Consider the following 26,629-nt stretch of genomic DNA (forward strand, 5'->3'; position numbering starts at 1 on the left):
AGTCGTCGTCCGCGGCCGCGGGCTTCCGACGGTCGTCGCGCGGCCCGGCGATGTCGACGTCGGGGAGCAGATCCCGGAGGTACCGCCCCGTGTGAGAGTCGTCCTCGCGGGCCACGGCCTCCGGAGTCCCGCTGGCGACGAGTTCGCCGCCGCCCTCGCCGCCCTCGGGCCCGAGGTCGACGATGCGGTCGGCGTTCTTCACCAAGTCGAGCTCGTGCTCGATGACGACCACGGTGTTGCCGCCGTCGACGAGGCGGTGGAGCACGTCGATCAGCTTGCGCTCGTCTTCCTTGTGGAGCCCCGTCGTCGGCTCGTCGAGGAGGTAGAGGGTGTCCCCCGTCGCCTTCTTGCCGAGCTCCTCGGCGAGCTTCACGCGTTGGGCCTCCCCGCCCGAGAGCGTGGTGGAGGGCTGACCGAGCTCCATGTAGCCGAGCCCGACGTCTTTCAGCAGTTTCAGGCGGCGCTGGAGCCCCTGGTGGCTCTCGAAGAAGTCGTACGCCTCCTCGACGCTCATGTCGAGCACGTCGGAGATGGTCGCGCCCTTATACGTGACGTCGAGCGTCTCGTCGTTGTAGCGCGCCCCCCCGCACTGCTCGCAGGGGACGTACACGTCCGAGAGGAAGTTCATCTCGATCTTCACGGTCCCCTGGCCGCCGCACTCCTCGCAGCGCCCGCCCTTCACGTTGAACGAGAAGCGACCCTTCTCGTAGCCGCGGCGCTTGGAGAGCTTCGTCTCCGCGAACAGCTCGCGGACGTAGTCGAACACGTCGGTGTACGTCGCGGGGTTCGAGCGCGGCGTCCGCCCGATGGGCGACTGGTCGATGAGCCGCACCGTCTCGACGTTCTCGATCCCCTCGATCGCGTCGTGCTCGCCGGGGTCGACCGAAGTGTTGTCGTTCATCTCGCGGGCGAGCCCCTTATAAAGGACGTCGTGGACCAGCGTCGACTTCCCGGAGCCGGAGACGCCCGTGACGGTCGTCAGCGTGCCCAGCGGGATCGATACGTCGAGGTCCGTGAGGTTGTGCTGGCGGGCGCCCCGCACGGTCAGTTCGCCGTCCGGCTCGCGGCGCTCCTCGGGCACCGGGATCTCTTCTCGGCCCGCGAGGTAGTCGGCGGTGACCGACTCGTCGGCCGCGACGATGTCGTCGAAGTCGCCCTGCGCGACCACCTCGCCGCCGCGCTTACCGGGGCCGGGCCCCATGTCGATGATCTCGTCCGCGCGGCGCATCGTCTCCTCGTCGTGCTCGACGACGACGAGGGTGTTCCCGAGGTCGCGGAGCCCGGTGAGCGTGTCGAGCAGACGGTCGTTGTCGCGCTGGTGGAGCCCGATCGACGGCTCGTCGAGGACGTACAGCACCCCGACGAGCCCGGAGCCGACCTGCGTCGCGAGCCGGATGCGCTGGCTCTCGCCGCCGGAGAGCGTCGACGCCTCGCGGTCGAGCGTGAGGTACTCCAAGCCGACTTCCTCCATGAAGCCGAGCCGCGCGCGGATCTCTTTTAAGATCTCCTCGGCGATCGTCGTGTCGCGCTCGCCGAGCCGGTCTTCCATCCCCTCGAAGTGCGCCCGGGCGTCGGCGATCGACATCTGGTTCACTTCGGTGATCGGCGTGCCGTCGACGAGCACGTGGCGCGACTGCTCTTTCAGACGGGTGCCCTCGCACTCCGGGCACGTCGTCACGGCCATGAACTCCTCGATGTGGTCGCGGGCGCGCTCGGAGTCGGTCTCGACGTGGCGTCGCTCTAAGTTCGGGATGACGCCCTCGAACCGCTCGGTCTTCTCGCGGGTGCCGTTCTTCGTTCTCCACTCGAAGTGGACGAGGCCGTCGGTGCCGTAGAGGAACTGCCGCCGGATCCCCTCGTCGAGCGCCTCGAAGGGCGTCTCCAGCGAGACGCCGAAGTGGTCGGCGACGTTGTCGAGCTGCCGGGAGTAGTAGGTGCGGTCGTAGCTCCACGGCTCGAAGACGTGTTTGAGGGGTTTCGAGGGGTCCTCGACCACGAGGTCCTCGTCGACCTCCTTCGTGGAGCCGATCCCCTCGCACTCGGGACAGGCACCGTACGGGCTGTTAAAGGAGAACGAGCGCGTCTCGATCTCGGAGAACTGGAAGTCGGAGTTGGGGTTGCCGAGCTCCTCGGAGAACTCGACGACCAGTCGGTCGTCGCCGTCGGCGTCCTCGGCGAGCGACCCGGTCGAGCGCGTGTTGGAGGCGAAGGGGACGTCCGCCGGCGGCTCCGGGACGATCAGCTTGAGCGCGCCGCCGGCCTCCTCCAAGGCGGTCTCCACGGAGTCGGTGATCCGCGAGCGAGCGTCTGGCGAGACGGTCACGCGGTCGACGATCACGTCGATGGTGTGGTCGTAGTTCTGGTCGAGCTCGGGGTCGTCGAGCGTCAGGTCGACGGGCTCGCCGTCGACCTCGACGCGGGCGTACCCGTCAGAGACCAGCTCCTCGAACAGCTCCTCGAAGGCGCCCTTCTGGTCGCGGACGACCGGCGCGGCGATCTTCGCGCGGGTCCCCTCGGGCAGTTCGAGGATCTGGCTCACCATATCCTGCGCGGACTGCTCGCCGACCTCCTCGCCGGTGACGGGGTCGTACTGGGTCCCGATCCGGGCGTACAGCAGTCGGAGGTAGTCGTGCAGCTCGGTGACGGTCCCCACGGTCGAGCGGGGGTTGTTCGCGGCGTTCTTCTGGTCGATGGAGATCGCGGGCGAGAGCCCCTCGACGGCCTCCACCTGCGGCTTGTCCATCTGCCCGAGGAAGTTACGGGCGTACGCCGACAGCGACTCGATGTACCGGCGCTGTCCCTCGGCGTACACCGTGTCGAACGCGAGCGACGACTTCCCCGACCCGGAGAGCCCGGTGACGACGGTGAACTCCTCGCGCGGGATCCGGACGTCGAGGTCCTTGAGGTTGTGTTCCTCGGCGCCGCGGACCTCGATGTAGTCCTTACTCATTTCGTCCGCTCATAGCGTGCGCGCGCGGGAATACTCGTCGGTCGCGGCGGCGCCTCGCTCGGTCTCGCGGGCCGCGGTACCCGCGCTCGGTCGGCCTCGACGGCCGCGCTCAGCTACCCTTGACGCCCGCGCCCAGCTACCCGACGCCCGCGCTCAGCTACCCCCGACGCCAGCGCCGGTCAGGGCTCGATGACCCGCGAGGGCGGCGAGAGGTTCCGTCGCCCCCCGAACGTGACGAGGAACAGGAGGCCGACGCCGAGCCCGTACGCCGCCATCAGCGGCAGGGTGGCGAGGAACATCGTGATCACGTCCGCGGGGGTGAACACCGCCGCGAACAGCATGATCCCGACGGTGACCTCGCGCCAGCGGCTCCGGAAGACGCGGTAGGGGACGCCGGCGTTGTTCAGCAGGATCATGGCGATGGGGATGTCGGCGAGGAAGCCGATCCCGATCGTCGTGTAGACGACGAGCCAGAGGAAGTCGCTCACCTGGTAGGTTATCACCATGTCCGCGAGCCGCGCGTCGGTCACGAGCCAGCCGATGAGCCCCGGCGCGATGTAGGCGTACCCGAGCGCGAAGCCGCCGAGGAGCCCGCCGAGCAGGGCGCCCGCCCAGAGGTACACCTTCCAGATCCGTCCGGCGACGAAGCCGCGGTCGCGCAGGGCCGGCCACGCGTAGTAGAGCGCGACCGGGAACACCGCGACGATCCCCAGCAGTATCGAGAACTTCACCATGAAGATCAGCGCCTCGACGGGGTGGAGCGTGATGATGTTGATCCCGCCCTCGACCTCGGCCGGGACGCGCCGTTCGAGGTCGTTGCGCACCGTCTCGAGCCCGCCGAGGTACAGCCACGTGAACGCCGCCGCCATCACCGAACCGAAGACGGCGACGAGCCGGAACGACCGCGAGCGCAGCGAGTCGAAGATGAACTTGAGGTCGGTGTAGTACCCCCCGATGTCGTCTTCGGCCTCCTCCTCCTCGCCGTCGGTGAGCTCGGAGAGGAACGTCGAACTCGCGCGCGAGGTCCGGTCCTGCATCGTCCCCATCAGCCCGCCTTGGTCGCCGCCGCCCGCGCCGCCGGTCCCGCCCGACCCGGTCGCGTCGGCGTCGCCGCTCTCGTCGCCGTCGGCGCTCTCGTCTCCGCCGTCGCCGTCCCCGTTCACCTCGTCGAAGCGGTCGAGGATCGCCTGCGCCTTCGTCGGGTCGTCGTCGTCGATGGCGGCCTGCGCGAGCGCGAGCGACTCCTCTTCGTCCATCTCCGCGAAGGCGGCGGCGGGCGCGGCCCGGACGCCCGCGGCGTCGAGTTCGCCCACGTCGATCGCGGCCGGATCGCCGTACTGGTACCCCGCTCTCGTCGTGTCGAGGTCGGCGTAGACGGCCCACAGCGTCGCGACGGCGACGAACACCAGCGCCCAGACGGCGGCGTAGATCCCCGCGGCGGTCGCGGTGTCGACGCCGAGGCCGGCGCCCGGTTCGAGGAACCGCCAGTCGCTGTTGACCAGCCGGAGGAGGTCGTTGACCGCGGTCCGACCGCCGTACTCGTAGAAGGCGTACACGAGCCCGCCGCCGAGGACGGCCGCGCCGCCGACGACGTTCCAGTGGTTCCGGGCCGCGCCGAGCACGTCGATGCGGTCGGAGCTCCGCTGGGCCGTCACGACGAGCTTCGCGAGGTAGAGGCTGAAGCCGTAGAGGGCGATCAGCGGGAACGCCCACATCAGCTGCGTGAACGGGTCCGGCGGCGAGAACACCGCGCCGAAGACGAAGATGGCGACGACCGCGTAGCGCCACTTGTCGCGGAACGTCTCGTACTGGACGATCCCCGAGTACGAGAGCCCGGTGATCAGGAGCGGCATCTGACCGGCGAGGCCGAACGACAGCGAGAGGAAGACGATGAACTCCGTCCACATGACGATGGAGTACGTCGGCTGGATCCCCGCCTCCAGCCCGAAGCCGGCCAGGAAGGAGAACATGATCGGGAAGAACGCGTACACCCCGTAGCCGACGCCGACGCTGAACAGTCCGACGCCGAGGAGGCCGATCCCCGCGAGCTTCCAGCGCGGGATCGGCGACTGCGGCCACGCGCCGCGGGCGCGGAGCTCGTCGCGGGAGACGTAGATCAGCGGCGGGATCGCGACGATAGCGCCGACGATCAGTCCGATCTTCGCCTGGAGGAGGATCACCTCGAACGGGGTGGTCGCGATGACGTCGGCCTCGGCGGCGACCGCGGGCGACATGTTCGACTTGGTGACGGTGTACAGGAACTCCCAGATGTACGTGCGGAGCGCCCAGAACGTCGCGAGGAAACCCAGCAGGAAGACGACGAACACCTTCTGAAGGTCCTTCTGGATCGACCGCAGGAACGCCTTCGCCGACTCGCGTCCCTCCGCGAGCGACTGCTGGGTATCCTCGTCGAGGGCACTCGCCATACGAAAGGGGATGTCCGTCCCCGTTATCAACCTTTTCGACCCGCCCCGCGCGCCGCGAGCCGCGGGGTCGCGCTCGGCTCCATCCGAAAAGGCCTATAGTCGCCCGGTCGCGTAGGTGAAGTGAATGGACGACTCGGACCGGTCGCGCGACGAGCCATCGGCCCCCGAGGACGGCTCGGTCGCCGACGACGCCACCAGCGACGGCGGCGGCACCGACGCGGGCGGAGACGAGCCGGACTCCGTCGGGACGGACTCCGTCGAGCCCGAGGTGTCCCCGGAAGTCACGCCCGAAGTCGACGGGGCCTCGGACACGGACGAGGCCGGCGACGCGGCCGAGGACGCCGATGCGACCGACGACGAAGACGGGAGCGGGACCGACGGCGCTGACGACGCCACCGGTGAGACGGGCGAGCGAGACGAGAGCGAGGACCCCGACGATCCGTCCTTCGTCCCCGACGACGACGCCGCGACCGCGGAGAGCCTCGGCGACGGCGGGACGCCGGCGACGGCCGAGGACGCGGCCGCGGCCGGTGCGGTCGAGGACGCGACGATCGTGGGCGACGGCGCCGACGACTCCTTCGAGGGGTTAGAGGCGCCGGAGTCGGACGAGGAGATGCCGCTGGCGGCCCACATCGAGGAGATGATGCGGCGGCTCGCCGTCGTCTTCCTCTTCGGCGGGCTCGCGACGCTCGTCGTGGTGACGGAGTCGACGGAGCTCATCAACTACTTCTGGAGCTACCACATCCCCGCGCCGCTGGAGAACCGCCCGCGGCTGTACGGCCCCCTCGAACTCCCGCTCACGCGGCTGAAGGTCGCCGGGCTCGCGGGCGTCGTCGTCGGGCTCCCGGCGTTCGTCTACCAGACCTACCGGTTCATGAAGCCCGGCCTCTACGAGAACGAGCGGCGCTACTACCTCGCGGCGGTCCCGACGAGCCTCATTCTCGGCGGGATCGGCATCGCGTTCGCGCACTTCCTCGTGTTGCCGGCCATCTTCTCGTATTTCACCACCTACACCTCCGACGCCGCGACGATCGCGTTCGGGCTCGCGGAGACGTTCAACCTCATCGTCATCATGCTCGCGTTCATGGCGATCGTCTTCCAGATCCCGCTGTTCATCATGCTCGCGATCATGATGAACCTCGTCACCCGGCAGTGGCTGGAGGCCAAGCGGCTGCTGTTCTGGGGGGCGTTCCTCGGGATCGCGTTCCTGTTCAGCCCCGACCCGACCGGGATGGCGCCGATCATCGTGACGCTCACGATGATCGCCCTGTACGAGGGGACGCTCGCGATACTGCGCTGGACCGGGAACTAGATCGCGGTTCGAATTTCTGGCCTCGTTAGTACCCCCATACGGTGGATCGGTTTCGGTACTGAATCCCTAGTGTCGGTCGAACGCGAACACGGTGCGCGCGTGTCAGACGGAATCACTCGCAAGTTCGATCAGGCAAATAAGTCCGAAGATAAGTCCCGGACGTCGCCTATCTCTGGACGCGGTCGCTCCTCGTCGGTATCGCCTTGGAGGCGACAAACGACACGGTCGACGTGCTCTCCGATGGCTGATTCGCGATCGACGAAGGGGGAGAGGCTGGGATACGTCGGTGAGCTCCCGTCGCTTACGGAGCCGTGACCGGTGGGGCCCGATGCCCCTTGAGATCCGGTTCAGTCGGTTTGCCGCCGCCCCGTGCGGCTCGATCTCACAGGCTCTGTGGCGGGTTCTGTGCCGGCTTGTCCATGTAGATCATCCCGATGACGTTGTGCTGTTTGGTGTTACCGCGCCGCTGTTCGGCGCTGATCTTGGCACCGCCGGGCGCCGGGTCGTACCAGTTCTGGTCCTCGACGTCGACGCGGATGACGACGTCGTTAGCGCCGGGGTGATTCGGGTCGTAGATATTGATATACGTCTTGCCGCCCGACTCCGTGTAGTCGTACGCGAGCACCTGGTGGTTGTCCCAGAGTTGGCCGTCACCCGCGCGGACGTACACGAGTCCGACCACGACGGGCCGGCCGGTGTCGAGCGCGTCCTTCACCCGGCGGAACTCCGAGACGGACTTGGCGCGTGTGAACGTCGACGGGAGGTAGAACTTGAGGAACTTCGCGAGGTCGTTCCATCCGCTGGCGTGGTCGAACGTATCGAGCTGGCGCTCCCAGAGGTAGTTGAACAGCCGACCGGACTGGGGCGTCCTTACTCCCTCCGGAATCGCCCGGTCGTGCATGAAGAAGTCCTTGGCGGCCAGCGCCATTCCGCCGCACAGCCCGTACTCTCGGTCGATGTTCTCGATCTGGTTGTCGATGTTCGCCGGCAGATCCGGGATGTTCGGCATCTCGTTGAACGAGTTGCCGAATTCGAAGCCGTGACAGCTCGGCCGGAACTCGTCGATCGGGCGGCGATTGCCGAGCACGAGCTGTGGCGCGACTAAGTAGCCGATCGTCTCGTCGTTGTGGGCGCCGTCGCGGTTCTCCTCCTCTTGAACCCGGACATCGGCGCCGCGCCTGTTCACATTGCGATTTCGCGTGACGATTTCGTGCCATCCGTTGTACGTCTGGCAGTGACTGACGAGGACCGGGTTGCACTCGAACGTCTCGGCGTACGAGTAGTCGTTGTTGTCCTCGTCGTCGTCGAACTCGTGGTCCGCGACCGTGGTGCCGGCCTCGATCGGGAGCTCGCCCTCGAGCTCGTGGACGCCTTCCTCGAGTACGACGTACCCGATCTCCTCTCGATCGTGGCTGCCGTCGAGGTAGTTCCACTCCTCGATCTTGACGTCGAACGAGCCCGAGTCGACGTTCCGTATGCGGGTGTGAGACGGGTTCTCCCCGTTGTACGTCATGAGTTGCGCGAACGCGACCGGGTTCGCGTAACTGCCATCGAGAGACACGGTGTGCCACGTCTCACGATCGGGTTGGTCTGTCGCGAGTACGCCGGCCTCGCCGATGAGCGTGTCGGCGTCGTCGTGGATCCGCCCACTGGCTGTCGCGAAGATCGCGACGTCCTCGATCGTGTGAGCCATGTCGTCGTCAGCGGACTGCTCCTCCTCGAGGAACAGCTCGAACCCGCTGGAGCCGACGTTGCGCATCCGAACCCCCACAGGATTGCCGCCGTTGAACGTCTCGACCGATGCGAGCGCAACCGGGTCGGTCGACGGCACGCCGGCTAGGCTGCTGTCGACCCATTCCTCGGTCGCCTCCACGAGCCCCGTCGTGACGGGGGGCGTGCTCCGCGGTGCGGCGACGTATCCTATCGTCTCGGTTTTGTGTTCATCGTCACGACCCTGTTCTTCTTGCACGCGGATCTCCGCGCCGCTCGCCGACACGTTCCGGTGTCGCGTGACGATCTCGTTCGTCCCGTTATACGTCTGCGATCGCGACACCAAGACCGGGCTGTGTCCGACCGGGCCGCTGAAGCCGACGTTCGTCCAGCCGTCGTCGCCCCGTGTCGTCCCGACCTCGACGGTCTCACCGCCGGCGAGGTCGTGGACGCCTTCCTCGAGCACGACGTACCCGATCTCCTCTTCGTCGTGTCGGCCGTCGAGGTAATCCCACTCCTCGATCTGGAACTCGAACCGGTCCGCGGAGACGTTTCGGATGCGGCCGTGACACGGGTTCGAACCGTTGTGGCTCATCACCTGCACGAACGCGACCGGGTTCGCGTAGCTCCCCTCGAGATCGACCGCATGCCACTCTCCGCGCCCCGGCTGGTCGGTTCTGAGCACGCCCGCTTCGCCGATCCGGGCGCCGGCGTCGTCGTACAGCGGTCCGGTCCCGGTCCTGAGGTAGCCGATCGCCTCCTCGTTGTGGTTCATCTCGTCGTCCTTCGAGGCCTCCTCCTCGATGAACAGCTCCATCCCGCCGCGGTGGACGTTTCGCAGCCGAACGTCGGCGGTGTCGGTCCCGTTGTACGTGTCGATCGACGCGAGCACGACGGGGTCGGACGGTCTGGACCCGGAGAAACGGACACCCGCTCTCTCGTGCGTGGTAGCGACGTGCTCGGCGGGCATCGCCGAGCGGAGCTGCGGCATCGCGAGGTAGCCGACCGTCTCGCTCACGTGGGCGCCGCCGCGTGCCTCCTCCTCCTGCAGCCGGACCGCCGCACCGGACCCGGAGACGCGGCGATTCCGCGTGACGACCTCATGAGCTCCGTTCCGGGTCTGACACCGCGTAATGAGTACCGGGTCTGTTCCGAGGTCCTCGCCGAAGAGGGCGTCCGACCAGGCATCCGTCTCGGACCTCGTCCCGACCACGAGCGGGACGCCGCCGTCGAGCTGGTGGGTCCCCCACTCCAGCACGACGTACCCAATCCGCTCGGTGGTGTGCTGGCCGTCGAGGTAATTCCACTCCTCAATCTGGAACTCGAACTCGGAACCGTAGCCGCCGCTGACCGATCGGAGCCGGACGTGACACGGGTCCGAGCCGTTGTAGCTCATCACCTGCGCGAACGCGACCGGGCTCGTGAATTCCCGTTCTAGGCTAACGGTGTGCCACTCGCCCTCGTCGGTCTGGTCGGTCGTGACGACTCCGGCCTCGCCGATGGTCGTCCCCGATTGGTCAGTAATCGGGCCGGCCTCGGTCGCGAAGAAGCCGATCTCTTCGACGTTGTGTCTGATCTCGTCGTCCGCCGACCGCTCCTCCTCGACGAACAGCTCCATCGTCTCGGACTCGGCGTTCCGCATGCGGACGTCGGCGGTGTTGTGGCCGGCGTACGTGTCGATCGACGCGAGCACGACCCGGTCGGGTGCTGCCGACGGTAGCTCGAGTTCGCCCCATTCGTGCGAAGCTGCCACTCGCCCTGATAGCTGTTCTACCATGTTAACAAACGACACTGTCGCACATTATATAATTATTTGACACTTCATCAGATAATTCATGTGATAAGAACCTCAATTGTGCACCTATCCGTCTTAAGCTAATCGGAGCGTTCAGAGAACGCCCGCTGTTAGAAACGTGCTAACCGGTGGATACCCGGCTTTCACCCGATTCGGTGATAGAGGAGCGTTTGGTAAATCGCTTAACGAATTTTCGGCTGCACAGACCGGCTCTGGCAACCGGGTTCGACCAGCGCAATGGCGAGAAACCAGTGGCTGATCTCTTGGTTTGACCGCCAGCAATCTCATTCGTTGCGCCTCGTCCTCGCCGCTGTCTGCTTGAGTCTCACCCGACTGCACCGCCCCGTACCTCACGCCTCCCCTACCCCGCGGCTCACTACGTTCGCCGCCTCCCTCGTGCGTGCTGCTCGCGGCCGTGGGGCGCTCGCAGGCACGCGCCACCGCACATCACTTATCAATAGTCCTGTGCAACGACCGACTTCCGCTCCTCCTCACTCCCCGCCGAGCAGTTCGACGAGCAGCGCGTTCTGCGCGTGCATCCGGTTCTCCGCCTGGTCCCAGACGAGGGCGCGGTCTGACTCCAGCACGTCGTCGGTGACCTCCTCGCCGCGGTGCGCGGGCAGGCAGTGCATCACCTTCGCGTCGGTGCCCGCCAGCAGGTCCGCGTTCAGCTGGAACCCGTCGAAGGCGGCGAGCTTCTCCTCGCGCAGGTCCTCCTGCCCCATCGAGATCCACACGTCGGTGTAGACGACGTCGGCGCCGTCGATCGCGGCCTCGGGGTCCGTGGTCGGCTCCACGTCCGCCCCGAACTCGGCGGCGCGGTCGAAGACGTCGGGGTCCATCCCGTAGTCGGCTGGGGTGGCGACGGAGACGTCGACGCCGGCCATCGCGGCGCCGACGACGAACGACTGCCCGACGTTGTTGCCGTCGCCGACCCACGCGACGGTGGCGTCCTCTCCGACCGTCTCGCGGATGGTGAGCAGGTCGGCGAGCGTCTGGCAGGGGTGCGCCTCGTCAGTGAGCCCGTTGATCACGGGGCAGTCGGCGTACTCGGCGAGCGTCTCGACGTCCTCGTGGTCGAACAGCCGGGCCATCACGCCGTCGACGTACCGGCCGAGCACGCGCGCGGTGTCCTTCAGCGGCTCACCGTGGCCGAGCTGGATGTCGTCCGGCCCGAGGAACATCGCGTGGCCGCCGAGCCGGGTCATCCCCGTCTCGAAGGAGACCCGCGTGCGCGTCGAGGGCTTCTCGAAGATCATCCCGAGCGTCGCGTCGCCCAGTCGGGGGTCGGTCTCGCCCGCCTTCATCGCGGCGGCGCGGTCGAGCAGGGCGTCCAGTTCGGCGGGCGTCACGTCGTCGATGTCGAGGAAGTCGTCGGTGGCGAGTGGCATCGTGTGGTGTGTGGTGCGTGTGGTCCGTGGTGTCGTTCGAAAACGGTCGCGTGTCGGTGCTCGCGAGGCGTCGGGTTACAGTCGCTTCCGACAGACGTCGGTCAGGACGGTCACGGCGCGGTCCAGCTCGGAGAGCGGGAGCCGCTCGTCCGGCGCGTGGTCCAGGTCCGAGTTCCCGGGGCCGTAGGTGACCATCGGGCAGTCCCACGCCGCCGCGAAGAGGTTCATGTCGCTCGTCCCGGTCTTCCGGAGCAGGCGCACGCCGCCGCCGGCGCCCCGGATCGCGACGCGGAACGCCCGCGCCAGGCCGGTCCGCGGGCTCTCCATCACGGGCGGCATCGGGTCGCCCCAGTGGACCGACCCGGTCGACAGCTCCGCCTCCGCGAGCTCGTGGATCTCGTCGACCGGTCGGGAGGGCGGCACCCGCAGTTGGACGTCCATCGTCGTCTCCACCGCGAGCCCGTCGTCGCTCAGCCCGCCGTCGATCGAGATGGGCTTGGTCGTCACCTGATCGAACACCGCGGTCTCCGGGTCCTCGGGGGTGAACGCCTCCTCGACGCCGTGCCACCAGTCGATCGCGTGCTGGATCGCGTTCGGCTCCGGCCGCGAGGAGTGGCCCGACTCGCTCGTGTTCACGTACGTCCCCTCGAGCAGGCCGCGGTAGCCGAGTGTGATCCCGGCCCAGCCGGAGGGCTCGCCGTTGATCACCGCCTCCGGCGCGTCGCGGTCGTCGATGAGGTGTCTCGCGCCGCCGGAGTCGACCTCCTCGCGGACGACGCCCACGAACGAGACGCCCGTCTTCACCGCCGCGACCGCCATCGAGACCAGCGGTCCCGTCGCGTCGACCGCCCCGCGACCCCACAGCACGGGCTCGCCGGGCTTGCCGACGCGGACGTCGGACGGTTCGGGCAGTTCGCCTTCGGGGGGCGCCGCCCGCACCTCGACCGGGATGTCGCCCGGGACCGTGTCGACGTGCGAGGTCAGGAGGACGGCGTCGTCGGCGGGCGCCCGGACGTTCCCGCCGTCGTCGACCCACGCGTCCCGACCGTTCGCCTCGAAGAAGTCGACGAGCCGCTCCGCGGCCCGCTCCTCTTCGCCCGAGGGCGAGGGGATCGACACCATGTCGTACAGCAGCTTCCGGGCCGGCGTGTCGCAGGCGGCGGGGTAGCCCCCGCCGGCGACGACGTCGGTCCCGGCCGCGGACGACTCGGCCGCCGCGTCCTCGGCGTCCGACTCCGCGCCGCTCTCGCGTCCCTTCCCGGTCGCCATCACCCGATCACCTCCGCGAGGGCGTCGACGACCGCGTCGGCGTGCTCGCGCTCGATCGTCAGCGGCGGGAGCAGGCGCAACACGGTCCGGCCCGCCGGCAGCGCGAGGATCTGGTGGTCGATCGCGAGGTCGCGAAGCAGGCGGTTCGAGCCGCGCTTCACCTCGATGCCGATCATCAGGCCGTCGCCGCGCACGTCGCGGACCTCGTCGCCGAGGCGCTCCTCGACCTGCCCGCGGAGGTACGCGCCGACCTCGGCGGCGTGGTCCGGGAGCCCCTCGCGCTCGATGACGTCGAGCGTGGCGCCTGCCGCCGCCGACACCACGGGCCCGCCCGAGAACGTCGAGCCGTGGTTCCCGGCGTCCTCGGCGATCCAGTCGCGGCACAGCGTCGCACCGATCGGGAGCCCGCTGCCGAGCCCCTTCGCGGTCGTGAGGACGTCCGGGACGACGTCGTGCTTATCGGCCGCCCATAGCGACCCCGTGCGGCCGAGCCCGGTCTGGATCTCGTCGAGGATCATCGCCGCGCCCGACGTCGCCGTCGCGACGCGGACCGCCTGCAGGTACTCGGTGTCGGCGGGGTTGATCCCGCCTTCGCCCTGGAGGGGTTCCAGGATCACCGCGGCGGTCTCGTCGTCGACGGCCTCGCGCATCGCCTCGGCGTCGCCGTACTCGACGAACTCGACGCCGCCCGCGAGCGGCTCGAACCCGTTCTTATACTTCTGTTTCCAGGTGGTCGCGAGCGCGCCCATCGTCCGACCGTGGAACCCCTGGGTCGTCGCGACGATCTTCTCGCGGCCCGTCGCGTGCCGGGCGAACTTCAGCGCGGCCTCGTTGGCCTCCGTGCCGGAGTTACAGAGCCAGACGTTGTCGACGTCGACCGGCCCAGTCTCGGCGAGCCGCTCGTACAGCGCCGTCCGCGCCGCGTGCGGGTACGACGCCTGCACGTACATGAGCTCTTCCAGCTGGCTCGTCGCGGCGTCGACGACCTCGGGGTGGCAGTGACCGACCGGCGTGCAGGCGTAGCTCGCCCCGAAGTCGAGGTACTCGGTGCCGTTGGTGTCCGTGACGTACACCTCGTCGCCCGAGGCGATCTCGATCGGCTTCTCCGAGAAGACGAAGCCGCTCACGCGGTCTCACCTCCGCTCTCGGCCTGATCTGCGACCGCCGACCGCTCGATCGCCGTCCCCTCGCCGCCGAGCGCGGCGACGATCGGGTCGTTGACGTTGGCGTCGGCGACGACGACGCGCCCGGCGCCGCCGGAGAGCGCCTCCGTCGCGGCCATCACCTTCTTGCCCATGAACCCCTCGGCGGCGTCCTCGACCGCCGCCAGCTCGTCGGGCGTCGACGCCGACTCGATCAGCGTGTCGGGATCGTCGGGGTCCGCGTACACGCCCGCCACGTCCGTCAGCAGGACGAGGTCGGCGCCGAGCGCGCCGGCGACCGCGGCGGCCGCCCGGTCGGCGTCGGCGTTGACCGGCGTGACGCCGCCGTCGCTCTCTCTCCCCTCCATCGGGGGCGAGACGACGGGAGTGTAGCCGTCGCCGAGCAGTCCCGAGAGGAGACCGGCGTTCACCGACTCGATCCGCCCGGAGTGCTCGCCGCGGCGGATCTTCTTCTTGCCGTCCTCGACCACGCGGACCGCCGACTTGCGAGGCCCAGAGAGGAGCCCGCCGTCGACGCCCGAGAGGCCGACCGCGTCGACACCGGCCTCGCGGAACCGGGCGGTCAGCTCCGCGTTGAGCTTCCCGGCCATCGCCATCGTGAACGCCTCCATCGCGTCCGCGTCGGTGAACCGGCCCGTGACGCCGGAGGCGGACTCGACGTACTCCGGCTCCATGCCGAGCCGCTCGATCGTCTCGTCGACGACCGTGGAGCCGCCGTGGACGACGACGATCCGCCGCCCGTCGGCGGCGAGGCGGGCGACGTCGCCGACCGCGCCGGCCGGGTCGACCGCCTTCGCGCCGCCGATCTTGACGACGACGGGGGGCTCGTCGGCGGGGTCGCCCCCGCCGTCGGCGACCGCGACCGTCGCGTCGCGCCCGCCCCTCATGGCGATCCCACCGGGTGGAGTCCCCCGAACTCGAGACCGGCGGTCTCCGGCAGTCCGAGCGCGACGTTCGCCGCGTGGACCGCCTGGCCCGCCGACCCCTTGGTCATGTTGTCGATCGCCGAGAAGACGACGACGCGCCGGTTGCCGGGGTCGAGCTCGAAGCCGACTTCGCCGTGGTTCGTGCCCGCGACCGACTTCGGCTCTGGGTAACGGTAGACGCCGCCCCCGCCGGAGACGATCCGCATGAACGGCTCGTCGGCGTACGCGCCGCGGTACGCCGTCCACAGGTCCCCCTTCGAGACCGGCTCGTCGGGGAAGACGTGGCAGGTCGCGCTCGCGCCGCGCACCATGTCGACCGCGTGGACGGTGAAGGAGACGTCGAGTCCGAGGTACGCCTCGATCTCCGCCTCGTGGCGGTGTCCGGTCGGGGCGTACGGGCGGACCACGCCGGAGCGCTCCGGGTGCGAGGAGGCCGCGCCGCCGCCGGCGCCGCCCTCCGAGGAGCCGACCTTCACGTCGACGACGACCTCGCCCGCGTCCGGGCCGAGCGCGCCGGCGTCCACGAGCGGCTTCAGCCCGAGGATCGTCGCCGTCGCGTTGCAGCCCCCGCCGGCGATCAGGTCGGCGCCGGGGAGGTTCTCGCGGTTGATCTCGGGGAGCGCGTACTCCGCGCGCTCCAGGTACTCCGGCGACTCGTGGCCGTCGTACCACTCGTCGTAGGCGTCGGCCTCGGGCAGCCGGAAGTCGGCCGAGAGGTCGACGACGGTGTCGGCGACCTCGAAGTACTCGTCGATCCGCCCCATCGAGACGCCGTGCGGCGTCGCCGAGAAGAGCACGTCGACGGACTCCAAGTCGTCCGGGTCGGAGAAACGCAGGTCGAGCCCGCGCAGGTTCGGATGCGACCGGCCGACGGTCATGTTGTCCGCCGACCGCGACGTGGCCTGCACCACGTCGAACGCGGGGTGGCCGGTGAGGAGCCGCAGCAGCTCGCCGCCGGTGAACCCGGTGCCGCCGACGACGCTCGCGGTGTACGTCTCGTCGGGCGTCGCGTCGTCCGCGGCGGTCGCTCCGGACTCCGCCGTCATGCGGTCGCCTCCGTGGCGTCGTCGTCCGCGGCGTCGCCGTCGGCGGCCGCGGCGGCCTTCGCCTCCAGCCAGTCGACGACTTCCGCGGGGACGTCGACGTCGGTGGCCGCGTCGAGCGCCTTGAACTCGACGGTGTGGTTCACCTCGTGGACGGTGTACTCGCCGGAGTCGGTCCCGCCGACCTCCATCAGGTCGACACCGAGCATCCCGCCGCCGACCGCCTCGCTCGCGCGCTCGACCAGCTCCAGCGCGCGGTCGTCGAGGTCGAACGACGCCGTCTCGCCGCCCTTCGCGGCGTTCGTGAGCCAGTGGTCAGACGACCGAGTCATCGCGGCTATCGGCTCGCCGTCGACCGCCAGCACGCGGATGTCGCGGCCGGGCTTGTCGACGAACTCCTGCACGTAGAACACCTTGTGCTCGTAGTGGCCGAGCGTCTCCTTGTGCTCTAAGATCGCCTCGGCCGCGTCTCGGGTGTCGATCTTCGCCATCAGCCGGCCCCACGAGCCGACGACGGGCTTGAGCACGCAGGGGTAGCCGAACGACTCGATCGCCTCCAGCGCGGCCTCCTTCGTGAACGCGACCTCGGTCGCCGGGGTCGGGACGTCCGCCTCGGCGAGCGCGAGCGAGTTCTTCGCCTTGTCGGCGCAGACGTCGCCCGTCTCCGGGCCGTTCACGACCGGGACGCCGTAGCTGTCGAGGAACCGCGCCGCGTACAGCGAGCGGCTCGTCGACAGGCAGCGGTCGACGACCAGATCGAGGCCGTCGACGTTCGCGGTCGTCGACTCCAGGCCGAACCGCTCCTTGCGTACGTCGATCTTCTCGACGTCGTGGTCCCGGTCGCGGAGCTCGTTGAGCAGGAGCTTCTCGTCCTTCCGGATCCGGGAGTAGAGGATCCCTACGCGCATGTCGACCACTCGGGAGTCGCGGTCGCGGCGATCGTCGCCATCTACTCGCCCCAGTCCTCCTCGAGTTCGGGGGCCTCCTCTAACACGACGGGGTCCAGCGAGATGACCTCCAGCTCGGTCCCGGTGACCGGGCTGTCGATGATCTCGCCGACCTCGACGTCGGCCGGAAGCTCGATCTCCTCGCCCGTGATCGGGTCCTCTGCCAGCAGCGTGTCGGTGTCGGTCGTCATCGTGGCAGACACTCGACTGCGAACGGTGATAAAGGCTTCGAACTTATTGGATAGTTTACATAAAATGGATCGGCCGCTAACGGAAGCAGTTCGGCGAAATCGGGCCGTATCGAGATCGGATGTCAGATCTCGGTAGTAAATGTGTTCCCCTTACGGGGACGGTCGTCGACGTCGGTCGGGGGGGCGCCGACCGAGGCGACGAACGCCGAGCGGTCGTCGCGGCTCAGACATAGCGATCGACCTCCGCGCCCAGCGCCTCGCTCGCGGCGGCGAGCGCGTCGCGCTCCGCCGCCAGCGCGTCGCGGTCCGCCTCGATCCCGGACTCGACGACGGCGAGTTCCTCGGCGACCGCCTCGGGGGCCGGTCCCCCGGCGGAATCGCGGCTCGCCACGCTGGCCGCGGGGTCGAGCGCCGACTCCAACTCCTCGCGGCTCACGTACGCCGAGAGGGGCTCACCGGTCACGTTTCGAGTGGCCTCGTCAACTTTTGCGGCCGCCGCGTCTGGCGAGTCGTCGTCACCCACCGTCTCCGCGGCCGTCGCGACGATCTCGTGGGCCGTCCGGAACGGCAGCCCGCTCATCGCGAGCAGGTCGGCGACCCCCGTCGCCGTCGAGAAGCCGTCGCCCGCGGCGCCCGCGAGCGCCGCCGCGTCCCAGTCGGCCGTCGCGACCGCGCCCGCCGCGACCTCGGTCGCCTCCCGCACGTCGTCGGCGATCTCGAACACGCCCGCGTGGGCGCGCTGGAGATCGCGGTTGTACGCGCGCGGGAGCCCCTTGAGCAGGCTCAGCGTCCCCGTCGCCTCCCCGATCGCGTCGCCGGCGACGCCGCGGGTCAGCTCCAGCGTGTCGGGGTTCTTCTTCTGCGGCATGATCGACGACGTGGACGAATACGCGTCCGACAGCTCCACGAACCCCTTGTTCGAGAAGAGGATGAGGTCCTCCGCGAGCCCCGACAGCGTCGTCGCGAGCGTGGCGCAGGCGGTCGCGCCCTCCGCGAGGAAGTCGCGGGCCGACGCCGCGTCCGTGGAGTTCCGGACCTGACCGTCGAACCCGAGCAGCTCGGCGGTGCGGTCGCGGTCGATATCGAACGGCGTCCCGGCGAAGGCGGCCGCGCCGAGCGGCGACCGGTTGACCCGGTCGTACGCGTCGAGCAGGCGCTCGGTGTCGCGCGCGACCCCGCCCTCGTACGACAGCAGGTAGTGCGCGACCGTCGTCGGCTGGGCCGGCTGGAGGTGCGTGTAGCCGGGCATCACGGTCTCGGCGTGCTCGCTCGCCACCTCGACGAGCGCCTCGCGGAGCGCGACCGTGGCCTCGGCGGCCGCGAGCAGGTCCTCACGGAGCCGGTACCGGATGCAGGTCGCCACCTCGTCGTTGCGCGAGCGGGCGGTGTGCATCCGCCCGCCGTCCGGCCCGACGCGGTCGATGACGGCCGTCTCGATCGCCTCGTGAACGTCCTCGCCGTCCGGGAGGTCGCCGTGACCGGCGGCCTCCACGTCGTCGAGCGCGCCGAGGATCTCGCCGGCGACCGCGTCGTCGACGATCGCCCGCTCGGCGAGCATCACCGTGTGCGCGCGGTCGACCGCGAGGTCCGCCTCGAAGATGGCCGCGTCGGCCGTGAGGCTCGATAGGAACTCGCGGGCGGGGCCGCCGCTGAAGCGGTCGCGCCGGACGGCGGTGCCGGGATCGTCGTCGGTCATCTATTCGGACTCGTCGTCGGTTCCGCTCCCGTCCGTCGCCAGTTCGGGCTTCGAGACCGCTTTCTTCACGTCGTTTGCGAGGCGCTCCTGGAGCCCGTGGTACTTCGCGACGCCCGTGGCGTCGGCCTGCGCGATGCCGGCGACGTCCTCGGTGTTGAACGAGGCCATCTCCTCGGAGTAGACGGCGTACTCGGAGTCGCGGGCGACGACGCGGCAGTTCCCGCCCGACACCTTCACCGTGGCCGTGCCGGTCACCACGTCCTGCGTCTCGTCGACGAAGGCGTTCAGGGCGTCGACGACGGGCGCGAACACGAGGCCCTGGTACGCCTTCTCGGACCACTCCTGCTCGATCCCCTTCTTGAACGAGCGCTCGTTCTTCGTGAGCACGAGGTCCTCCAGCGCCTGGTGGGCCGTCAGCAGGACGGTCGCGGCCGGGTGCTCGTAGTTCTCGCGCACCTTCAGCCCGAGCATGCGGTCCTCCATCACGTCGGTGCGGCCGATGCCGTAGCCGCCGGCGTACTCGTTGAGGTGCTGGATGAGCGGCACCGGGTCCATCGCCTCGCCGTCGACGGCGACGGGGACGCCCTCCTCGAACGTCACCTCGATGGTGGTCTCGCCCTCCGGCTCGGCGGTCCACTCGTAGATGTCCTCCGGCGGCTCGTAGTCCGGGTCCTCCAGCTTGCCGCCCTCGACCGCGCGCGACCAGATGTTCTCGTCGATGGACCAGACGCCGCCGTCGCCGGCCTCGACGGGCAGGTCCTTCTCGGCCGCGTAGTCGATCTCCCACTCGCGGGTGAGCCCGAGCTCGCGGACGGGCGCGATGACCTCCAGATCCGAGCCGCGCCAGACGGCCTCGAACCGGAGCTGGTCGTTCCCCTTCCCCGTGCAGCCGTGCGCGATGGCGTCACAGCCCTGATCCTCGGCGACGCCCAGGATCGCCTCGGCGATGACGGGGCGCGCGAGGGCGGTCCCGAGCGGGTAGCCCTGGTACGTCGCGTTCGTCTTCACCGCGTCGAAACACAGGTCCGCGAACTCCGCTTTCGCGTCGACGACGTGGAGGTCGAGCCCCAGCGCCTCGGCGGTCTCCTCGGCCTCGTCGAACTCCTCGGTCGGCTGCCCGACGTCGACGTTGACGCCGATGACCTCGTCGTAGCCGTACTCCTCTTTCAACAGCGGCACGCAGACTGTGGTGTCGAGTCCCCCACTGAACGCGAGTGCAACGGTTGCCATTACAGGAGTACACTGGGTTCACACTCTTAAATTCACCGCTTTAGATGTAGTAAGAAAAAGGCAGCGGCGACGCTATCGGCGGACACAGCTGTCACTCTACGGGACGAAACGGCGCGAACGCGACGAGGGATGAAGATTACTGGCCCGAGGGGGCCCGTCGTCGCGCCGCGCCGGAAGCCGGTCGCGGCGGTCGGACGCCTCGTCGCGGTCGCGGGGCTCGTCGGCCTCGGAAGAGGGCGGCGTCGAGACGAGCCTCCGCGGTCATCACCAGTACCTAGTTTCGTTCCGAGATAAAAACGTTCCGCACCGGCGGCCCGATCGCAAGCCTTGCCGCCCGCGGAGAGGTCCGGCCGCGTCGGTCGACGAGCGGACCGACCGCGCCTACAAGGCCTCCCGATACGCCTCCAGCGTCCGCTCGACGTCCTCCTCCGTGTGCGCGTAGGAGGTGAACTGGCACTCGAACTGGTTGGCGGTGAGGAACACGCCGCGCTCTTTCATCTCCTGCCAGAACACGCGCTCCCAGCGGTCGGTCGCGGCGCTGGCGACGTCGGCGCCGGTCTTCGGACAGCTGTCGTACCGGGCGCAGTCGGGGTCCTGCCGACAGCCGCCCGCACAGCAGGCGTCCGGGTCGTCCGGCGCCTCTCGGGTGAAGATCGTCTTGAACATCGAGTCGGTGCCGACGACGGTGTACTCGGGCGCGCGCTCCGCGCAGATCTCGGCGATCCCCTCCCGGAGCTTCCGGCCGAGCCGGTCGACGTGCTCGTACACGTCGTTCTCGGCGGCGTACTCCAGGTTCGCCTTCCCGGCGGCCATCGTCACCGGGTGCCCGGAGAAGGTGCCGGACTGGAACACGTCGCCCGCGGGCGTGAACCCCTCGATCACGTCGGCGCGCCCGCCGATCGCGCCCACCGGGAACCCGCCGCCGATGATCTTGCCGAAGGTGGTCACGTCCGGCGTGACGCCGAACTTCGACTGCGCGCAGCCGAGGCCGCCGACGCGGAACCCGGTGATCACCTCGTCGAAGATCAGCAGCGAATCGTGGCCGTCGCACAGCTCCCGGAGCGTCTCGTGGTAGCCGTCGATCGGCGCCACGATCCCCGTGTTGGCGAGGATCGGCTCGACGAGGACGGCGGCGATCTCGTCGCCGTGTTCCTCGAACACCTCCTTGGCGGCCTCCGGATCGTTGAACGGGATCGGGAGGGTGTGCTGCGCGAACTCCTCGGGGATCCCGGCCGTCGACGGGTGCGCGTCTCCCGGCGCCCCCTCGACGAGCGTCGACTCCTGCGCGCCGTGGTAGCCGCCCCGCATGACGACGATCTTGTCGCGGTCGGTGTGGCCCCGCGCGAGCCGCACCGCCGACACGGTCGCCTCCGTCCCCGAGTTGACGAACCGGATCGACTCGACGCTCGGGACGTGCCGCGCCACGAACTCGGCGTGCTCGACCTCGATCTCCGTGGGCGCGCCGTACATCGGCCCCTCCGCGACGTGCGACTGGATCGCCGCCTCGACCGGGCCGGGCAGGTCGTGGCCGTACAGGAGCGGGCCGTACCCCATCACCCAGTCGACGTACCGGTTCCCGTCGGCGTCGATCACGTGCCCGCCGTCCCCGCGCTCAACGAAGAACGGGTGCGGCATCGTCGCTCGAACGGAGGAGTTGACCCCGCCGGGCATCACCGACAGCGCGCGGTCGTACAGCCCGCGGGAGCGCTCGTGGTTCATACCGATCGGTTGGGACGGCGGGATGAAAGTAGTTGCCGACCGCCCCCGAGATCGGCGACGCGCCGTCGGACCCCGCGTCGAAGGGCGCCGCGGCTCGGCGCCGTGGCGTCGTCGAAAAAGCGCGCGTCGAAACCGCTCGTTCGCCGCTCCGAACCGCTTCCGGGCCGGTCGCGCCGCTACCAGACTACACCGCCTCCGGGCCGGTCGCGCCGGTGCGGACCTGCAGCGCGTCCTCGACCGGCATGATGAACACCTTCCCGTCGCCGGGCTCGCCGGTCTTCGCGGCGTCCGCGATCGCGTCCGCGACCTCGTCGGCCGGGATGTCGGCGACGACGACCTCGACCTTCACCTTCTGGTGGAGGTCGACCGTGAACTCCTCGCCGCGCCACTGGCCCTTCTTGGCGGGCTGGCTGCCGCGGCCGGAGACGTTCGTCACGGTGAGCGAGGGCGCGTTGACCTCCGCGAGCGACTGCTTGATGGCCCCGAGCTTGTCCGGGCGGACGACCGCGGTGACCATCTTGATCTGGGAGCCCGCCTCCTCGCCGCCGTCGGCGCGCGGGGAGTCGTCCGTGGTGTCGACCACGGCGGGGCCGCCGTCGGTCGCGACGCGGTCGCCGCCGAACTCGGGGTAGGTCTCGACGCCGTGCTCGGAGATGTCGAGCCCCTCCTGTTCGTGTTCGGGCGTGACGCGGGCCTCGCCGCTCAGCTTGAGGGCGTACCAGACGGCCGCGGTCGCGGTGAGCGTCCAGCCGCCGATGATGACGACGCCGGTCAGCTGGGCGACGAAGTGGGCGCCGACGCCGGCGCTGAGGGCGCCGGGCGCGGCGACGAACGGGAACAGCAGGGTCCCGAGCACGCCGGCGCTGCCGTGGACCGGAAACACCGCGCAGACGTCGTCGATCTTGAGCGTGTCCGAGACGAACTCGAAGACGAGTGGGAGCTGTCCGCCCGCCAGGAGACCGACGACCAGCGCGCCCCACCACGCCGTGGTGTCGGGGATGGCGGTGATGCCGACGAGCCCGGCCAGCAGGCCGTTGGCGACGTACAGCGTGTCGACCTTCCCGGTGCGGAGCCACACGACGAGGGCGGCGCCGATTCCGCCGGCCGCCATCGCGATCGTCGTGCCCATCGCGACGAGGTTGACGGTCAGCGTGTTGAACACGCCGCCGCTGACCACGGAGGCCGTCCCGACGTTGAAGCCGTACCAGCCGAACGCGAGGATGAGCGTCCCGAGCACGGCGAACGTCAGCGAGTGGCCGGGGATGACGTTCGTCGAGCCGTCCTTGGCGTAGCGGTCCATCCGCGGACCGAGCACGGCGGCGGCGGTGAGACCCGCGATACCGCCCATGCCGTGGACGATCATGCCGCCGGCGAAGTCGTGGAACGCGACACCGGTCAGCTGCGCGACGAGCCCGTCGCCCGACGCCGACCAGGTGAACGCGATGACCATTGGGTAGATGACCGCGGCCAGCAGGAACGTGTACGTGACGTACGCGCGGAGCTTCGCGCGACCGGCGACCGCGCCGGACACGATCGTCGCGGCGGTCATGGCGAACACCGCGCCGTAGAGCCAGTTGACGTACGGTCCGACCGCGCCGGACTCGACGGCGAGCTCGCCCCCGGAGAACAGCGTCCCCGCGGCGGAGACCGGGCCGCCGGAGCCGCTCATGACGCTCGTGAACGCGGTCCCGATCAGGAAGAACACCGCCACTCCGACGCTCCACGTCAGGAGGTTCTTCGTCAGCTGGTTGGCGACGTTCTTCGAGCGAACCTGCCCGGCCTCGAGCATGGCGAAGCCCGCGTGCATGAAGAAAATCAGGAACGTCACCATGAGGATCCACGTCCCGTTCATCGCGGACGCGAACGTGCTCGGATCGATCGTCGCGAGTACGCTGGTCATCACGATTCGACCACCTCAACTGAACATACGTCCTTCGAACTGCGCGTTTCGTCCGTGTTCATGTGCTGAATCACGTTCTGGCATGGAGTAACAGGGATATATAAACGTTCGAGTTGGGTTTCACAAAAAACTGCTTTGATAATACGGCGGATGTCAGATATAAGGACGAATACATGGTGTATAAGGTTATATTCTCGGCGGATCTATTGCAATCCTTGCGATCGAATCGGACGGACGTTTTGTAAAATAATTGGCAATAAGCGACGGATCGGGCGATATCGGGGTGCGTGGCGCCGGGCGCGGCCGCTTCTGGCGATTTTTGCCACGCGGGATCTCCGCCGTTACCGTCGTGGGGGTGTCAGACCCCCGATTTCGAGCAGTTCGGGCGTTCCGAACGGAAGTTTACGTTTGTCAACCGGATCCGCATTCGAGTTCCGGATCCGGGAGCAGGGCCGCACGTTCGCGTTCGAATCGGGTACAGACGGCGCCGGACCGGGATCGGGTTCCGCTACTCCGGCTTCAGCCCCTCGCCCTGCACGCGCATCACGGCCTCGCCGTCGGCGAGGTTCGGCGCGTCGACGAGGCGGACGATCCGCTTGTCGCCCTTCGACTTGCGGAGGTACATCCGGAACGTGGAGGCGTGACCGAGGATGTTGCCGCCGATCGCCTGCGTCGGGTCACCGAAGTAAGAGTCTGGATTCGACGCGACCTGGTTGGTGACGAGGATGGCGGTGTTGAACAGGTCGCCGATCCGCATCAGGTCGTGGAGGTGCTTGTTGAGCTTCTGCTGGCGGTCGGCGAGTTCGCCTCGGCCGACGTACTCGGCGCGGAAGTGGGCGGTCAGCGAGTCCACACAGACGATCCGGATGGGCCACTCGCTCTCCTCGTGTTCCCCGGCGAGCTCCTTGGCCTTCTCCGCGAGCAGGATCTGGTGGTTGGAGTTGAACGCCTTGGCGACGTGGATCTGGTCGAGGAACGCCCCGATCAGCTCCTCCATCGCCTCCTCGTCGCTCGGCGTGCCCTCGATCTCGCGCCGCTCCATCTCGTCGGCGAGGATCTCGTCGTCAAGTCCGCGGACCATGTCGTCGATCCGCTCCGGCCGGAACGTGTCCTCGGAGTCGACGAAGATACAGCCGCCGCTGAGGCCGCCGTGCTCGGGCGGGAGCTGGACGTTGACGGCCATCTGGTGGGTCACCTGCGACTTCCCGGACCCGAACTCGCCGTACACCTCGGTGATCGACTGCGTCTCGATGCCGCCCCCGAGCAGTTCGTCCACCTCGTCGATCTGCCAGGAGAGCTTCCCGATCTCCTCGCGGCGTTCGAGCACGGTCGCGCCCGTCTCGAAGCCGCCGACGTCGGCGGCGTCGCGGGCGGCGTTGATGATGTCGCTGGCGGACGACTCGCCGATGTCCGCGGTGTTCGACATCTCGCCGGGGCTGGCGACGGCGATCGACTGGTAGCTCTCGAACCCGTTCTCGACGAGCTTGTCCGCGGTCGCTGGGCCGACTCCGGGGAGGTCCTCGAGTTCGTCTTCTGGCATGTACACGACTCTTGTTCGCCATCCCGTATAAAGACTGGTTTACACCCGAGTGAAAGTGAAACGTCCGCCGGAGACGCGCTCGGTGCTGCGTCGGCTTCGCTCGTAAGGCTCCGGACGAGACCGGGCCACCGATCCGCGGGCGAAACTGGTCGCTCACGGGTAAACCGGTCTCGGCGTCCGACGCGGTCGTCACGCCGCTCTTCGGGTCAGAACCCCACGCGGCGGACGTATCCGAGCTCGCGGATATCGACGAGCAGCTCGCCGGGCAGCTCCGCGTCGGTGATCACGTACAGCTTCGGGTCGTCGGTGAACTCGGGGTCCTCGCTCAGCACCTGCCGGATCGAGATGTCGTGCTCGGCGAGGATGCCGGTCACCTCGGCGACGATCCCGGCCTCGTCGGCGGCGGCGACCTCGATGGTGAGGACCGTGAGGTCGAGGACCGGCGCCAGGTCCATCAGGCTCGGCACCGAGGAGATGTTGGTGAAGATGCGCTTCAGTTCGGGGTCGTCCAGGATGGCGTCGGTCGTCGAGTCGACCACCCGCCGGTCGACGTCGAGCTCGCGCGCGATCCCGGTGTACGGGATCTCGATTCCGCCCGAGACGACGCGGCCCTCCTCGTTGACGGAGAAACCGCGCTCTAAGAACAGCCGGATGACCGCCTGCTGGCTCGGTGACCCCTCGAACTTCTCGAGGATCTCGTCGAACATTCGTTACTACGGGCGGTCGCGGCGCGCCGGTATAAATGACGGTGCGTCGCGCCCGTCGGCTCGCGTCGCGGGAGCGACGACCGGCCTCAGTCGACCAGCCCGGCGTACGCGCCGCCGAGCGCGACGCCGTACACGAGGTGACCGATCGCGCTCAGCGCGCTGACGTTGGGAAGCGGGGGATTCGCCGGGGAACCGACCGCGGAGAGCCAGACCGGCATCACCAGCACGGCGAGCGCGACCCAGACCGCGAGCCCGTACGCCGCGCCGGCGCCGAGCGACGCTCCGGTGCTCTCGCCGATCGAGGGCCGCACCCCGACGAGCGCGGCGAAGCCGACGCCGATGACCGCACCGTGGGACATGTGGACCACCCAGCCGAGGAACGGCGCCGCCGGCGGCGCGAGCCCGTACATCGACGGGATCACGACCTCCAACAGCGGCGCGGGGATCACGTACGTCATCACGAGTCCGAAGACGACGCTGCCGACGAGCCCGCTCGCCACGCCCGCCTTCCAGTTACCGGCCTCGGTCGATACTTCGCTCGTCGCTGTCGCGGTTTCAGTCGCCATGTCGTCTCCTACCTCGCGAAAGAACCGGTAATACGTGCTGGTAAAATGCGTTCGCCGTACACTCGACCCAAACTTATATATTCGTTAGGTTTTCGTTAGTAAATTAATACTCCGATACCCCGTCAGCGACGCCGATCGTCCCTCGACC

General features: G+C 68.8%; 18 protein-coding genes. 1 reads left to right on the forward strand and 17 read right to left on the reverse strand.

The window, feature by feature from the left end:
• Together uvrA and DJ81_RS08275 are read right to left on the reverse strand one after the other, a co-directional pair.
• Positions 1 to 2,950: excinuclease ABC subunit UvrA (gene uvrA / locus DJ81_RS08270; RefSeq protein ID WP_094527281.1), on the reverse strand; the 2,950-nt coding region annotated here is incomplete at its 3' end.
• A gap of 179 nt (positions 2,951 to 3,129) precedes the next feature.
• The gene (locus DJ81_RS08275; RefSeq protein ID WP_094589250.1) at positions 3,130 to 5,376 is read right to left on the reverse strand and encodes a twin-arginine translocase subunit TatC; all 2,247 of its coding nucleotides are present in this window, start codon (positions 5,374 to 5,376) and stop codon (positions 3,130 to 3,132) included.
• A gap of 124 nt (positions 5,377 to 5,500) precedes the next feature.
• Between DJ81_RS08275 and DJ81_RS08280 the strand changes: the two genes are divergently transcribed.
• Positions 5,501 to 6,688 carry a twin-arginine translocase subunit TatC gene (locus DJ81_RS08280; protein ID WP_094589251.1) on the forward strand — a complete coding sequence of 396 codons (1,188 nt, stop codon included), beginning with the start codon at positions 5,501 to 5,503 and terminating at the stop codon, positions 6,686 to 6,688.
• A 382-nt stretch (positions 6,689 to 7,070) separates the two neighbouring features.
• Here DJ81_RS08280 and DJ81_RS08285 read toward each other — a convergent pair whose 3' ends face one another.
• From DJ81_RS08285 to DJ81_RS08355, 15 genes are all read right to left on the reverse strand, one after another.
• Complete coding sequence (locus DJ81_RS08285; protein ID WP_094589253.1) at positions 7,071 to 10,175, reverse strand: hypothetical protein; 3,105 nt, start codon at positions 10,173 to 10,175, stop codon at positions 7,071 to 7,073.
• A gap of 509 nt (positions 10,176 to 10,684) precedes the next feature.
• A complete protein-coding gene (argF, locus tag DJ81_RS08290; RefSeq protein ID WP_094522820.1) occupies positions 10,685 to 11,584 on the reverse strand; it encodes an ornithine carbamoyltransferase in 900 nt (299 codons plus the stop codon).
• Between the two features lie 75 nt (positions 11,585 to 11,659).
• The gene (locus DJ81_RS08295; protein ID WP_094589254.1) at positions 11,660 to 12,853 is read right to left on the reverse strand and encodes a [LysW]-lysine hydrolase; all 1,194 of its coding nucleotides are present in this window, start codon (positions 12,851 to 12,853) and stop codon (positions 11,660 to 11,662) included.
• Positions 12,853 to 13,980 (reverse strand): aspartate aminotransferase family protein, encoded by a 1,128-nt coding sequence (locus DJ81_RS08300; protein WP_094522824.1) that lies wholly within the window; start codon positions 13,978 to 13,980, stop codon positions 12,853 to 12,855. The genes DJ81_RS08295 and DJ81_RS08300 overlap by 1 nt, the downstream gene beginning before the upstream one ends.
• Positions 13,977 to 14,903: an acetylglutamate/acetylaminoadipate kinase gene (locus DJ81_RS08305; RefSeq protein WP_094589255.1), complete on the reverse strand. Its 927-nt coding sequence runs from the start codon at positions 14,901 to 14,903 to the stop codon at positions 13,977 to 13,979. Before DJ81_RS08305 ends, DJ81_RS08300 begins: the two co-directional genes overlap by 4 nt.
• Positions 14,900 to 15,988, reverse strand: coding sequence for an N-acetyl-gamma-glutamyl-phosphate reductase (gene argC / locus DJ81_RS08310; RefSeq protein ID WP_094589257.1), 1,089 nt, complete (start codon positions 15,986 to 15,988; stop codon positions 14,900 to 14,902). The genes DJ81_RS08305 and argC overlap by 4 nt, the downstream gene beginning before the upstream one ends.
• Complete coding sequence (gene lysX, locus DJ81_RS08315) at positions 15,985 to 16,893, reverse strand: lysine biosynthesis protein LysX (protein WP_094527339.1); 909 nt, start codon at positions 16,891 to 16,893, stop codon at positions 15,985 to 15,987. Before lysX ends, argC begins: the two co-directional genes overlap by 4 nt.
• 41 nt (positions 16,894 to 16,934) lie before the next feature.
• Positions 16,935 to 17,123: a lysine biosynthesis protein LysW gene (lysW, locus tag DJ81_RS08320; protein WP_094522830.1), complete on the reverse strand. Its 189-nt coding sequence runs from the start codon at positions 17,121 to 17,123 to the stop codon at positions 16,935 to 16,937.
• 223 nt (positions 17,124 to 17,346) lie between these two features.
• Positions 17,347 to 18,819, reverse strand: a complete 1,473-nt coding sequence (argH, locus tag DJ81_RS08325) for an argininosuccinate lyase (RefSeq protein ID WP_094589258.1) — start codon at positions 18,817 to 18,819, stop codon at positions 17,347 to 17,349.
• Entirely contained in the window at positions 18,820 to 20,049 is a 1,230-nt protein-coding gene (locus tag DJ81_RS08330) for an argininosuccinate synthase (RefSeq protein WP_094527290.1), read from the reverse strand.
• Between the two features lie 381 nt (positions 20,050 to 20,430).
• On the reverse strand, positions 20,431 to 21,768 hold the full coding sequence (locus DJ81_RS08335) for a glutamate-1-semialdehyde 2,1-aminomutase (RefSeq protein WP_094589259.1): 1,338 nt from the start codon (positions 21,766 to 21,768) through the stop codon (positions 20,431 to 20,433).
• Between the two features lie 184 nt (positions 21,769 to 21,952).
• Positions 21,953 to 23,668 (reverse strand): ammonium transporter, encoded by a 1,716-nt coding sequence (locus DJ81_RS08340; RefSeq protein WP_094589260.1) that lies wholly within the window; start codon positions 23,666 to 23,668, stop codon positions 21,953 to 21,955.
• A 508-nt stretch (positions 23,669 to 24,176) separates the two neighbouring features.
• Positions 24,177 to 25,208 carry a DNA repair and recombination protein RadA gene (gene radA / locus DJ81_RS08345; RefSeq protein WP_094522838.1) on the reverse strand — a complete coding sequence of 344 codons (1,032 nt, stop codon included), beginning with the start codon at positions 25,206 to 25,208 and terminating at the stop codon, positions 24,177 to 24,179.
• A gap of 206 nt (positions 25,209 to 25,414) precedes the next feature.
• The gene (locus DJ81_RS08350) at positions 25,415 to 25,915 is read right to left on the reverse strand and encodes an ACT domain-containing protein (protein ID WP_094527292.1); all 501 of its coding nucleotides are present in this window, start codon (positions 25,913 to 25,915) and stop codon (positions 25,415 to 25,417) included.
• A gap of 86 nt (positions 25,916 to 26,001) precedes the next feature.
• On the reverse strand, positions 26,002 to 26,481 hold the full coding sequence (locus DJ81_RS08355) for a histidine kinase (protein WP_094522842.1): 480 nt from the start codon (positions 26,479 to 26,481) through the stop codon (positions 26,002 to 26,004).
• Positions 26,482 to 26,629: the final 148 nt, after the last annotated feature.

This window comes from Halorubrum sp. Hd13, assembly GCF_002252755.1.
GTDB lineage: Archaea > Halobacteriota > Halobacteria > Halobacteriales > Haloferacaceae > Halorubrum.